A 13,093-nucleotide genomic window follows, 5' to 3' on the forward strand; every position below is an offset into this window, starting at 1 on the left:
GGCTTAAGTAAAGTGTTCTGCTATCAAATGTACTAAAAAACATCATTTGGCAGGCTTATACAGCCACAGACGGGCGGGCCGGCAAAAGTTTAATGCAGATGAGAAAGATACTAAATATTAATTTACTGCTGATTTTGGTTTTAGCCACGCAGTTGACCTACGCGCAAAAAACCGCCGGGCGCCGGTACAAGGATTTGATTTTTACCGGTATAACGGTGGATAAAGACCAAAGTTATTCGGCCGATGGCGTTTCTGATAAGGATAAAACCTATCAGTATGATTTTTATCAGCCTGAAGGCGATGATGCCGCCAAACGGCCGCTGGTGATCTGGATGCACGGCGGCGGGTTTAAATTCGGGTCGAAGGCGGACAAGGATGTTACCTTGTGGAGCCAGACATTTGCACAGCGCGGGTATGTATGCGCCTCTATCAATTACACGCTTAACAAAAGCCTGTCGTTCAATTACGCGGGTACCAAGAAGAACTGCTATGTTGCTATCGAGAACCTGAAGCAGGCCATTGCCTACTTTAAGGCCAACGCCGCCCGCTACCGGATTGATACCAGCCGTATTATCCTGGGCGGTAACTCCGCCGGGGGTATGACGGCCCTGCAGGCCGCCTATTGCAATCCGGCGGACCTTATTAAATTAGGGCAGGAAACAACGCCGGGCATCAGGCCCGAAGGCAGGGTAAAGGCGCTGGCGGTAATTAACTTCTGGGGAGCGCTGTTTGATATCAATTACCTGCAAAACGCCCGGGTGCCTATTGTAAGCGCACATGGCAGCGAGGACGGTAATGTGCCGTTTACGCAAAAGGTAGACGAAAACGGCGGCATTTACGGCAGCAAGGCCATACAGCAAAAAGCAACCGCATTAAAGATTCCGAATAACCTGAAAGTATTTCAGGGGTATGCGCATCAGTTGCAAAAGCACTTTAACCCGCTTTTCGGGTACAGTAAAGATACGCAGGAGCGCTGGGCCGAGGCCGGCCAGTTTGCGGCTGATTTTATATACCCTTACGTAGCAAGTGCAAAGTAATTGTTGAAACCTTATATTTGGCAGTAGATATCACCCGCGACTTTGAAAAACCGCATCGCCATATTTGCATCAGGTTCAGGCTCCAATGCCCAAAAGGTAATGGAGCATTTTCAGCACCATGCGCAGGCCGAAGTGGTGCTGGTACTGGCCAATAATCCGAATGCCTATGTGCTGCAGCGGGCGGATAACTTTGAAATTCCAACGCACACCTTTAACCGGCAGGAGTTCTACCAAACTGAAGATATAGTGCGGCTGCTTAAAGGCTTGCAGGTGGATTTGATTGTACTGGCCGGGTTTTTATGGCTCATTCCCGAATCGTTATTAAAAGCTTTCGCTAACAGGATTGTAAATATTCATCCCTCGCTGCTGCCTAAATACGGCGGCAAGGGCATGTACGGCGACCATGTGTACAAGGCCGTACTGGCAGCGCGGGAAACCGAAGGCGGTATTACCATCCACTTTGTGAACGAGCATTTTGATGAGGGCGAACACATCCACCAGGCCAGGTACAAGATTGAGCCTGATGATACGTTGGAAATAATCAAGCTAAAAGGTCAGCACCTGGAGCATTACCACCTGCCGCGGGTAATAGAAATGCTGGTGAACACGCCGCATTTAAAGAAAACATAAAGTTTGGCCGGCAATACCTGTATCAAACCATAAGCCTCCGGATTGTAGTGTGATTGTGAGTTTTAAATAAAAAAACCGCTTAACCATTCAAGCGGTTTTTTGTGGCTGTCGCCTGATAAGCATTAACTTATTTTGTCTTCAAACTTATTAATTGCTTCTGGCGTAACAGGGGTGAACAGGTTAACCAGGTTACCATCCGGATCTCTTAGCAAAAGAGATTTATTGCCCCACGGCATTAAGGTAGGCTGCTGCACCACCTGATGGTGAAATTCAGTTAACCGATTGTAATCGGCCTCTACATCTTTTACTAAAAATTCTATTATGGCTGTTCTGTTTTGGGCCGCTTTAGCCACCTCATCACCTCCGAAAGGCTGTAAGGTTCTGGTGCTTCCAATAGCCAGCGTTGCGCATTGGGTTTGCAATTCAGCAAAATCTTCAGTGTAAAATATGGCTGCTATGCCGGTTACCTGCTCATAGAACGTTACCAGTTTTCTAACGTCGTTTGTAATGATCCTAATGGATATAAGGTTCATAATGCTGCTTTTAATGTTATGGAATATTGCATTTTGTTAACGCAAAGATGAGGCAGCCTTATGACAAGGGTATGTCAGGGGTAACAAATTTTTCTTTTTTTTCTTTTAAATATTGTCCAAGGGTGAGTTTATGCGGTTCGAACACTGCCTCAAGCGGTTTGATTGTAAGTATTCTGTCCAGCCGGAACATTCTGAAGTCTTTTCTTAACCTGCAGTAAGCAATCAGTAACCACTTTTCCTGTAAGCTGTAATACAAAGCAAAAGGCTCTACAAGGCGCTCAGGTATTACGGCCTGATCGGTTGACCGGTAGGTGATCTCCAAAACTTTAAAAGCGGTTAATGCATGCTGAATAAGCGTAAGTAAATCACTGGAGCCGGCAGCAGGAACCATTTGGCTGACAGCAATTCTGTTGGACAGCAACTCCATCTTCTCTTTTTCCTGGGAATGGAGCACCGCTTTTATTTTGCTGATAGCGGCTGTATACTCTTTAATCAGTGAAGTATCCTGGCTTTTTATAATCAATTGTTCTGCAATTACCAGAGCGCTGGCTTCACTTTCCGTAAACATCACCGGAGGAACCCTGTAGCCTTCCATCAGGGTATAACCTTTGCCCTCGTAGGTTAATATGGGTATACCAGCCTGTTCTAAAGCTTTAATGTCGCGGTAAATAGTTCTGATGCTTACAGTAAAGCGATCAGCAAGCTGCGTAGCCGTTAACAGGCGTTTAGTTTGCAGTTGTGTAACTATTGCCGTAAGTCTTGAAATCCGTTTTACATCATTATCATTCATTTCAGGGGCATGACAAGGAGCGTAAAATTACCTTATTTTTAAATGATAACCGGTACTGTTTTTTATGGCGCTCTGCTGATTTTTGATTCGCTTCTTTAATTGGCAGCCTTATAATCGGTACAAATAGCAATAGCTTATATAAGCGTTTTTCAACAATGCCCTGGTGTAAATCTCAAAAATATTCCGGCGCCTGATGATTGTCCGTTTTGTATACATCTTGTTAATTCAGCTATCTTAATTTACCTATATTACTTCATAAAGCTAAAATCGAATTGTATATCGGTTTAACTGTAATGCTTTTCGTTTGATAAACATTTTAAAGGTGAATTGCCGATGTTGGAACCAGTAACTAATCAGCTATCAGATAATTATGACCTGGCGGGATTGTAATAAATTAAAACGTCCTTATCAATACTGAAAGGACGTTTTTGTGATTATACGGCCCTGCAGAGGCAAATTTCAACCACCTTTATAAAAGATATTTAGAATGTGGTAAAACCAAATACAAAAAACAGATGAACGTTAATTTAGATAAGCTTAAAAAGTATATAAGTTTCTTTGCTTAAACTACTGCAATACACAAATAAGTAACCTTGTTAATTACACACTGCATTTGAGGGTAGTAATATTTTATGCAGCAAATAATTGTACCTAAATTTACTTTAGTGATAGCCAAAATTGGCTCGGCCAAATTATTAATGAGGTTCTTTACATTGTTGGTAAGTATATAGTTATCATCCCATTTACTTAGCTGGTGCATAAGCCCCGGTATTAAGCCAGGTAAGCCATACTTTCTTAAATGCTGCATGACTCATTGGAGGCAGTTTGCGGCCTTCACCAGGGTTCCATCCGGCTTTAACAAGCGTGTCATCGACGTGCCTGATCAACTTTTGGAAATCCTTGTTGCCATTTTGTTTAAAATCTACCAGCTGCTTTGCCAGCTGGCGTGGCGTTCTGCCCTGAAAAACCATTTTCATATTAGCCGGTGGTAAATGCCATTTGGGGTTGCCGGGCGGCATGTGCAAGCCTGGAGTATTGGTTGGCTGATGGCAATTGCTGCACTTCATGGCATACACGCCTTTACCATCAATGCCTCTTTTCGGCAGCATGGTATGCAAATGGCTGTCTTCGCCTTGTAAAGGAACATTGCCCGAAGGATGGCAGTTCATACAGCGCGGACTCATTAAAACGGTATATACTTGCTTGAAAGCTGCAACCGAAGCCGCACTATCCCTTTTGGCCACAAGTTCCGGAGGCGATAATTTTGGACTGTTTAAACCAAAGGCCATGATGGTAATCATGAGGGTAAGGCAGCCAATAATAACAACGAATGTTTTTTTCATTTTGCTGAAGTCTCCTTTCGCTGAAACTCTGCGGCCAAATGAATAGCATCGCGTATGCGCAGGTAGGTACCGCAACGGCAGATGTTACCTGCCATGGCATCATTAATGTCCTGGTCTGTAGGATTTTTATTTTCCCTGAGCAGCACAGCGGCCGACATGATTTGCCCTGCCTGGCAATATCCGCATTGCGAAACATCCAGCTCCAGCCAGGCCTTTTGCAAAGGATGGTCATTTTTTTCAGCCAGGCCCTCAATGGTGACTATTTTCTTACCGGCGGCACGGCTTACTCTGGTAACGCAAGAGCGGACCGCCTCGCCATCAAGGTGCACAGTGCAGGCACCGCATTGCGCTACCCCGCAGCCATATTTGGTGCCAACAAGACCAATGGTATCTCTGAGCACCCATAATAGCGGTGTGTCCGGGTCAATGTCGATGTTATAAGTTTTTGTGTTAATGTTTAATGTAATCATCATTAATATGTATTAATGGATATAATTTATAATTCAAACAATGGGTATCTGCGGTTGCGGAGAGGTATAAGGCTGCTGATAATAACGCTTGCCTAAAGCTTTATACAAGGCATTGGCCACCGCACCAAATACCGGAGGAAATGGTGGTTCTCCCAAACCGGTTGGGTCAATATCATTTTGCACGAAATGAACCTCCACCTTTTTAGGTGCCTCGTGCATACGGATGATCCGGTAGGAGTGAAAATTAGTTTGCTCAACCACACCGTTCTTATGCGTCAATCCGCCATACAATGCGTTTCCTATACCGTCAACTACCGCACCCTGCACCATATTAGCTGCCGCATCCGGATTGATAACGATACCGCAATCAACTGCACTAAACACTCGTTCCACATATGGCTGCCCGTCTTTTAAGGTCATATCTACCACGTGCGCCGCATAAGAGTTATGGCAAAAGTATGCCGCTACGCCACGGCTGTACTTTTTTTGCTCCGGGCCGTTCCAGCCGGATTTTTCTTTAACCAGTTTCAATACGCCGGCGTACCGGTCAGCATCATATTCATTGTTCTTGCCCACGGGGTTTTCTTTAGCCCTGTTTAACAATTCCAAGCGGAAATCAATGGGGTCTTTACCCATTGCTTCGGCCAGTTCATCTAAAAAAGATTGTTCTGCAGCTGCATTGAAATTGGATCTTGGCGCTCTGAAAGCGCCAATCGTAATATTAGATGGTATCTCCCATCCCTCAGCCAGGTAATTATCTATAGCGCCGGCCGGAAACCTGTTGGCCGCAATGGCATGTTCCGGGATACCGCCGCCTTTCACATGAAAGGCAATAACATTCTTATTTGCATCTAACGCCGCGCGGTAGGTGGCCGTATACATAGGGCGGTAAATGCCATAGGTAGTGTCGTCTTCGCGGCTGTAAATGAGCTTAACCGGCGCTTTTGCTTTTTTCGAGATCAGCGCAGCCTCTATTACATATTGCCCGTAGGCCCTGCGACCAAAGCCACCACCCATGCGGGTCATTTGAATCTCTATCTTATCAGCAGGGAGCTTCAGTATTTTTGAAAGCGTCGGCTCTACCCATCCCGGAGCTTGCAACGGGCCGGCCACTAAAGCCTTATCGCCAGTAACATGCGCAAAAAAATTCATCGGCTCCATACAGTTATGGGCCAGGAATGGCGCATTATAGGTGCGTTCAATAATTTGGGCCGCGTTTTTAAACGCCGTTTCCGGGTCACCGTCCTTGCGTAATTGCTGCGCAGGCTTACTGGCGTAAAGCTTCATTTTCTCCAGTTGAGCGTCGGTGCTTTCCAATTCGCCGGGAACAATCACCTCCCTTTTCCCACCTCTGCCAGCCATATAATCTTTGGTATCGCCGGCGGGCACCCACTCCACTACCAGCTTTTTACGTGCCTGCATTACCTGCCAAGTGGTTTTACCCACTACAACAATCAAATCATTAAACGTACGCGTATCAAAGCCGCCCTGTTCAAATCCGTCATCATATAATTTAAAACTAAAAACATCTGTTATACCGGGCATCTTTAAAGCCTGAGATCCATCAAAAGACTTAAAAGTCATACCGAACGCAGGCGGATGCTGAATCATGGCAATCAGCATACCTTCTTGTTTGTAATCCAGCCCGAAGAGAGGTTTGCCGCTTATAATCTTTGCACCCTCTACGTTTTTTTGCGGATGCCTGACTATTTTAAAACTTTGAACATCCTTTAATTTAACGCCTTTAGGTACCGGGATGATAGCGGCCTTGGAGGCAAAATCGCCGTACTTCCCTGTTTTGCCGCTTTTTGTGTGTACAATCACGCCGGCCTTTGTACTCAGTTCCTCTACTGGTACCCCCCAGTTTTGGGCTGCTGCCTGCATTAACATATTTCGGGCTGCTGCTCCCGCTTCACGGAGCGGTTTCCAGTACATCCGCATCGAGTTACTTCCCCCCGTAAACTGAGGACCTAATTTGGTGTTATCGTGCGGCCCCATTTCTACTACTACCTCTTTCCAGTTCACATCCAGCTCTTCAGCCACCATCATAGGGAGCGAAGTCATCACATTCTGGCCAAACTCCGGGTTCGGGCAAAGGATCTTGACCACATTATCATCCATTATTTTGATATAACCGGTGAGTTCATTCCATTGTGCAGAATTATCTGCGGTAACGCTTTTGGCATCAAGCCCCAATTTAGCAAGGGCGCTGAATTGGATCAGCAATCCGCCGCCGGCAAGGGCAGATGCTTTAAGAAAGGTACGCCTGCCGAAATTAGTTTTAGTCTTCTCCATTTGAGTTGATTGGTTTGCTAATGTTGTTTCTTGGCTCTAACTACTGATTGTAAGAGGTAAACTTATCTTCTGTGTTTATAAAAGTATGTTAATTGCAGCATTAATTCAGGTTACGGTACTCCAGCGGTGTTTGCCCTACCCGTTTTTTGAACAACCGGGTAAAATGCTGAGGATATTTGAATCCCAGTTCATATGCAATCTGGTTTACGGTTTTATCCCCGTCGAATATCTTTTCCTTGGCCATGTCAATAAGTTTGAACTGGATGTATTCCTGTGCTGTTTTACCGGCCTCCTTTTTCACCAGATCGCCAAAATAATTAGGCGACAGGTTTAACTCATCTGCGCAATAAGCAACCGAAGGTAAACCAGTGGTTTGCGGTTTATCTGAAAAAAAATAATTGGTAAGCATGGTTTCAAACTTTTCGATAACACCGGCACTTATATGGTCACGGGTTATAAATTGCCGGTCATAAAAGCGAATGCAGTAGTCCAAAAATAACTCAATGTTAGATACGATCAGTTTCCTGCTGTGCTTGTCCACCCCGCGTTCGAGTTCATAATCGATCTTCGAAAAACAATCGAGTACAATGGTCTTTTCTTTCTCCGATAAATGCAGCGCCTCGTTGGATTGATATTCAAAGAAGTTATAATCCTGAATGTGCCGGCCAAGTGATGTACCATGAATCAGGTCCGCATGAAAAGCAAGCACATGGCCCTTGGGCTGGTAATACTCACCATTACTGTTAACACCTGCAACTTGTCCGGGTGCCATGAAAACCAAGGTACCTTCCTGATAATCATAAGTGTTTCTGCCATACACCAGATCCCCGCATTTTACATCCTTTAAAAACACGATGTAAAATCCAAAATACATCTGTGAGCCTTGTCTTGGGTCAGCCTTAGACAAGTCAATCACGCTAACCAGCGGGTGCTTGGTTTCGTTATTGTTAAAGGCGTTGTACTCGCTAATGGTGTTAAAACGGCGCATGGTATCCATAATCACATTCTTATTGATTCGAATTTACATTATAAATTAACGGATTGTATACGGTAAGAGGCAAATCAGTAATAATGGTAGAAACATCCGTAATCTGTATACTATTCTGATCCGACAAACAGCTGACTTTTGTATAATCGGTAAATCTGCATATAGCGGCAGCGTTTGCCACTAACCTAAATATTAACCTACAGGACGTATGAAAAGAATTTTAACAGGAACTTTATTGCTAATCGCCGTATCGGCCCATGCCCAGCAAACCGCTAACAGCCCTACAGTGAAAACAGCTTATGGTACACTGCGTGGCGTTACTGAGGGAGATGTATCGACCTTTAAAGGTATCCCTTATGCCGCACCGCCGGTTGGCGAACTTCGGTGGCGCCCACCACAGCCAGTAATAGCATGGAAAGGTGAGCGGGACGCGGATAGATTTGGTGCAGACCCTGCCCAGATGGGCTGGCCGCGCAATGGTACTGCCATCTCGCCTTCATCGTCTGAAGATTGCCTGTATCTGAACATATGGAGGCCAGTAAACGCCAATGCAGGTGTTAAACTTCCTGTAATGGTTTGGATATACGGTGGCGGTTTTGTGGCAGGGAGCGGTTCGCAACCTGATTATTCCGGTGGTAACTTTGCTAAGCAAGGTGTGATGCTGGTCACTTTTAACTACCGTGTTGGCAGATTGGGATTCTTCGCTTTCCCGGCCCTAAGCAAAGAGCATCCGGAAGAACCGAAAGGCAACTACGCTTATATGGATGAGATTGCGGCGCTTAAATGGGTACAGCAAAATATCGCCGCATTTGGTGGAGATCCAAAGAACGTGACCATTTTTGGAGAGTCAGCAGGCGGTGTTTCTGTACAGTCACTATTGACCATTCCCAGCGCGAAAGGATTATTCCAAAAGGCAATTGTAGAATCTGGTGGCGGAAGAAATGGCGTATTGACAGGGCGACCGATCAGTAAAGAGAATGGTGACAAATATTACCCCATTTCTGCAGAAACAATAGGTATCAACTTTGCCAAAAGGCATGGTATTACCGGAACAGATGCTGCGGAATTGGCAAAACTACGTGCGCTGCCGGTTGCTGATATTGTAGACGGCGGGCAGGAGACAGACGGGCAAGGCGGTGCGCCAATTTATTCAGGGCCTATTCTGGACGGTAAGCTGGTGGTCGAAACGGCGCAAAGCGCATATGAAGCAGGCAGAGGTGCCAAAGTTCCGCTCATCATCGGTTCAAACAGCGCCGAAGTTCCTGCAGGCTTTGTTAATGCCAATTCGAAAGAAGCCTTGCTGAATTTGTTCGGATCAATGAAGGCCGAAGCAAGTACGGTTTATGATGCGGACGGCAATACGGAATTTCCTAAGATGCTCACCCAGGTAAATACTGATAAGGTTTGGGCAGAGCCAGCACGATTTACAGCAAGGGCCTTTGCTGCCAAAGGTGCACCGGCTTATATTTATCTCTTTTCTTATGTTTCTCCATCCGTACAGCAATGGATGCATTATGGCGCAGCCCATGCTTCGGAGATTGGTTATGTATTTGATAACCTGAGAAGCAGAACTAATGCAGCTATTGACCTCAAAGACGAGGCAGTAGCTAAAATGATGAACACCTATTGGGCAAACTTTGCCAAAACCGGAAACCCTAATGGAAAAGGCTTAGCACCATGGCCTGTATATAATCCTAAAAAGAATGAATTGCTGGAAATTCAGGCTGATGGTAAAGCAGTGGGTAAGCCTGACCCTAAAAAAGCAAGGTTGGATGTGATTGAAAAAGCAGTTACGTCGGGCAACCTGAATTAACCTGTAATAATGGTAGAAATGTCCGTAATGCGTATCCTGTTTGCCACGAATAAAGGTATGACCTTTGCAGCCATCACTTAAAATATAACTATGAGAACAGTAACGTTAAATAACGGGGTTGAGATGCCCATTTTAGGGTTTGGCGTATTCCAGGTAACTGACCTGGCCGAATGTGAAAGAAGCGTAATGGATGCTATTGAAACCGGCTACCGCCTGATTGATACCGCGCAATCCTACATGAACGAGCAAGCCGTAGGCAAGGCCATCAAGCAAAGCGGTATTGCCCGAGAGGAATTGTTTATTACCACCAAGCTTTGGATACAGTCGAACGGGTATGAAGGAACAAAGAGGGCTTTTGAAAATTCGCTGAAGAAACTGCAACTGGATTACCTTGACCTTTACCTCATTCACCAGCCTTTTGGTGATGTGTATGGTGAGTGGCGGGCCATGGAAGAATTGTACCAAGAAGGTAAAGTACGAGCCATTGGAGTAAGTAATTTTCATCCTGACCGTCTGATTGACCTGATTATTCATAACGAGATTACGCCTGCGGTTAACCAGGTGGAAACACATCCATTTCACCAGCAGCACGATGCCCGGCAGTTCATGCAGGAAAACAACGTACAGATTGAATCCTGGGGGCCGTTTGCTGAAGGCAAGAACGACATTTTTAAGAATGAGTTGCTAAAAACGATTGGTGAGAAATACAACAAGTCCATCGCACAGGTGATCCTGCGCTGGCTTACCCAGCGCGATGTGGTGGCTATCCCTAAATCAGTCCGCAGGGAACGCATGGCAGAAAACCTGAACAGCCTTGATTTTGAATTGACTACGGAGGAAATGGAACAAATCAAAACACTGGATACCAATACCAGCAGTTTCTTTAATCACCGTGATCCGAAAATGGTGAAATGGCTGGGTGAACGAAAACTGAATAACTAAATACCTATCCTAAGAAAAACATGAAAAAGCGACAATTAGGAAAAAGCGGCCTGGAAGTATCTGCTCTGGGCTTAGGCTGTATGGGTTTAAGCTTTGGCTACGGACCCGCAATAGATAAAACAGAAGCCGTTAAGTTGCTGCATGCAGCGGTAGAACGCGGCATAACCTTTTTTGATACGGCCGAAGCCTATGGCCCGTTTGACAATGAAGAACTATTAGGTGAGGCTTTAGCCCCTTATCGAAACCAGGTTGTTATTGCTACAAAATTTGGGTTCAAAGAGGGCAAACCGGCATTGGGTGCTGATAGCCGCCCCGAACGCATACGCGAGGTGGCCGAAGCTGCCCTGAAGCGTTTAAGTGCTGATGTAATCGACTTGTTCTACCAGCACCGCGTTGACCCCAATGTGCCCATGGAAGATGTTGCGGGTACCGTTAAAGATTTGATTACAGAAGGCAAAGTCAAACATTTCGGTCTTTCGGAAGCCGGTGCGGCATCTATCCGTAAAGCGCATGCCGTGCAGCCGGTAACGGCGTTGCAAAGTGAGTACTCCCTTTGGTGGCGCGAGCCGGAACAGGATATTCTGCCTACGCTGGAAGAACTGGGCATCGGCTTTGTGCCATTCAGTCAGCTGGGGAAAGGCTTTTTAACAGGGGCGATTAACGAAAGCACCACCTTTGATAAATCTGATTTCCGCAATACCGTTCCCCGTTTTTCAGAAGAGAACCGCAGGGCTAACCAAGCACTGGTAGACCTTTTAGGCAATATTGCTGCGGAAAGCAATGCAACACCCGCACAGATTGCCTTAGCTTGGTTGCTGGCACAAAAACCTTGGATTGTACCGATTCCGGGTACCACCAAACTGCACCGTTTAGAGGAGAACTTAGGTGCTGCTGATATAGAACTCACAGAAAGTGACCTGAAGAAAATTAATAGTGCCCTTGCTAGTCTTGAAGTACAAGGCCATCGCTACTCAGCGCAGGCACAAAAAATGGTAAACCGCTAATTTATAAATTAAAACAATGAAAAAGATACTTTTAACGGCCCTGTTGATGGGTATAATGGCAAGCCAGGGGTTTGCCCAAAGTCGTGATATATTTCCCAGAGGCGGGATTTCTAAAACTGACAATCATACCGGCACTATATGGCTTAATGAATTAAGTATGCCGGACAGCACTTTCAATTACAGCGTAGCAGTCGCTACCTACGGGAAAGCGGCTAAGCTGGACTGGCACATTCACCCGGCGGGTCAAATCCTGATGATTACGGATGGAACAGGCTACTACCAGGAGAAAGGAAAGCCAGCCCAGATGGTACATAAAGGAGATGTGGTTAAGTGCCTGCCCGGCGTTTCGCACTGGCATGGGGCAGCACCAAATACTGCTTTCGCGTATGTTGCTGTTACACCGGCGCAAAAGGGAAAAACTATATGGTTACAACGGGTTACCGAAGCGGAGTATAAGAGTGCAGCTAAATAATTAATCAGCAATATTAAAATCAATAACATGAAAGCATTACTATTAGGTATAATTTTGTGCATCTCCGGTGTACATTTTGCAATGGCGCAAGCGAAACTACCTAATTCGCCGGCAGCCAGCCCTATCAAAGAAGAACAGGAGATTCTCGATTTATCAAAAACCAAGTGGCAATGGATGGCCGACAAAAATGTAACGTCCTTAGACGGCTTATTTGCGGACAAATGCGTTTTTGTACACATGGGGGGCAGTTGGGGCAAAGCGCAGGAGCTAAATACCATCAAAAACGGATTTATCTGGTATAAAAAGGCTGACATCTATGGCGCTTCAGTTAACATTTTCGGTAACACGGCCATTCTGCTCAACGACATTGACCTGTTGGCAGTGGTTGGCGGCAACGAAGTGGTTCATGCTTTTATGGTAACTGAAGTGTATCTGAAAGAGAACGGTAAATGGAAGATGGGCTCTCTTACTTTTTCTACCTTGGTTAGGCCGGTTAAGATGAAAACCAACATTTCGCAAGCCACACCATCACAACATTAATCCTGCACCGTTGGGATCTATATACTTTTTAAAGGTAACTCACACATGCCCGAATTATAAAGCAATTTGAAACCAAGCAGTTAAATCCAATTTTCAACCTGCTGCCAAAACAAAACGTCCTTTTCAATATTGAAAAGGACGTTTTTGTAATATGTGACCAGGGAGAGGCTCGAACTCTCGACCCACTGATTAAGAGTCAGTTGCTCTACCAACTGAGCTACCTAGTCATTTTTGAG

The 13,093-nt window shown here is 45.4% G+C and carries 13 protein-coding genes and 1 tRNA gene; 7 read left to right on the forward strand and 7 right to left on the reverse strand.

Annotated features, from left to right (window positions below; genetic code table 11):
* Nucleotides 1–98 precede the first annotated feature (98 nt).
* Both ACY652_RS13780 and purN read left to right on the forward strand, forming a co-directional pair.
* Nucleotides 99–1,037, forward strand: a complete 939-nt coding sequence (locus tag ACY652_RS13780) for an alpha/beta hydrolase (protein WP_462264961.1) — start codon at nt 99–101, stop codon at nt 1,035–1,037.
* Between the two features lie 42 nt (nt 1,038–1,079).
* Entirely contained in the window at nt 1,080–1,667 is a 588-nt protein-coding gene (purN, locus tag ACY652_RS13785) for a phosphoribosylglycinamide formyltransferase (protein ID WP_462264962.1), read from the forward strand.
* Nucleotides 1,668–1,789: 122 nt separating this feature from the next.
* Here the strand turns inward: purN and ACY652_RS13790 are convergent, their stop codons facing one another.
* From ACY652_RS13790 to ACY652_RS13815, 6 genes are all read right to left on the reverse strand, one after another.
* A complete protein-coding gene (locus ACY652_RS13790; RefSeq protein ID WP_462264963.1) occupies nt 1,790–2,200 on the reverse strand; it encodes a VOC family protein in 411 nt (136 codons plus the stop codon).
* Nucleotides 2,201–2,258: 58 nt separating this feature from the next.
* A complete protein-coding gene (locus ACY652_RS13795; protein ID WP_462264964.1) occupies nt 2,259–2,990 on the reverse strand; it encodes a helix-turn-helix transcriptional regulator in 732 nt (243 codons plus the stop codon).
* Nucleotides 2,991–3,733: 743 nt separating this feature from the next.
* Nucleotides 3,734–4,333 (reverse strand): hypothetical protein, encoded by a 600-nt coding sequence (locus ACY652_RS13800; RefSeq protein ID WP_462264965.1) that lies wholly within the window; start codon nt 4,331–4,333, stop codon nt 3,734–3,736.
* Nucleotides 4,330–4,806: a (2Fe-2S)-binding protein gene (locus ACY652_RS13805; protein WP_462264966.1), complete on the reverse strand. Its 477-nt coding sequence runs from the start codon at nt 4,804–4,806 to the stop codon at nt 4,330–4,332. The genes ACY652_RS13800 and ACY652_RS13805 overlap by 4 nt, the downstream gene beginning before the upstream one ends.
* 30 nt (nt 4,807–4,836) lie before the next feature.
* Nucleotides 4,837–7,098, reverse strand: coding sequence for a xanthine dehydrogenase family protein molybdopterin-binding subunit (locus tag ACY652_RS13810; protein WP_462264967.1), 2,262 nt, complete (start codon nt 7,096–7,098; stop codon nt 4,837–4,839).
* A 100-nt stretch (nt 7,099–7,198) separates the two neighbouring features.
* On the reverse strand, nt 7,199–8,095 hold the full coding sequence (locus ACY652_RS13815; protein WP_462264968.1) for a helix-turn-helix domain-containing protein: 897 nt from the start codon (nt 8,093–8,095) through the stop codon (nt 7,199–7,201).
* Between the two features lie 199 nt (nt 8,096–8,294).
* Between ACY652_RS13815 and ACY652_RS13820 the strand changes: the two genes are divergently transcribed.
* The 5 genes from ACY652_RS13820 to ACY652_RS13840 all read left to right on the forward strand — a co-directional run bounded on the left by ACY652_RS13820 (nt 8,295) and on the right by ACY652_RS13840 (nt 12,857).
* Nucleotides 8,295–9,899: a carboxylesterase/lipase family protein gene (locus ACY652_RS13820; protein WP_462264969.1), complete on the forward strand. Its 1,605-nt coding sequence runs from the start codon at nt 8,295–8,297 to the stop codon at nt 9,897–9,899.
* Between the two features lie 90 nt (nt 9,900–9,989).
* Nucleotides 9,990–10,841, forward strand: a complete 852-nt coding sequence (locus ACY652_RS13825) for an aldo/keto reductase (RefSeq protein WP_462264970.1) — start codon at nt 9,990–9,992, stop codon at nt 10,839–10,841.
* Between the two features lie 20 nt (nt 10,842–10,861).
* Entirely contained in the window at nt 10,862–11,845 is a 984-nt protein-coding gene (locus tag ACY652_RS13830) for an aldo/keto reductase (RefSeq protein WP_462264971.1), read from the forward strand.
* Nucleotides 11,846–11,861: 16 nt separating this feature from the next.
* On the forward strand, nt 11,862–12,317 hold the full coding sequence (locus ACY652_RS13835; protein ID WP_462264972.1) for a cupin domain-containing protein: 456 nt from the start codon (nt 11,862–11,864) through the stop codon (nt 12,315–12,317).
* Between the two features lie 27 nt (nt 12,318–12,344).
* Nucleotides 12,345–12,857, forward strand: a complete 513-nt coding sequence (locus ACY652_RS13840) for a nuclear transport factor 2 family protein (RefSeq protein WP_462264973.1) — start codon at nt 12,345–12,347, stop codon at nt 12,855–12,857.
* Nucleotides 12,858–13,011: 154 nt separating this feature from the next.
* On the opposite strand, the gene ACY652_RS13845 is transcribed toward ACY652_RS13840, so the two are convergent.
* Nucleotides 13,012–13,084: transfer RNA gene (locus ACY652_RS13845), tRNA-Lys, on the reverse strand.
* Nucleotides 13,085–13,093 lie beyond the last annotated feature (9 nt).

Source organism: Mucilaginibacter sp. (genome assembly GCF_965200995.1).
In the GTDB taxonomy this organism is placed as follows: Bacteria; Bacteroidota; Bacteroidia; order Sphingobacteriales; family Sphingobacteriaceae; genus Mucilaginibacter.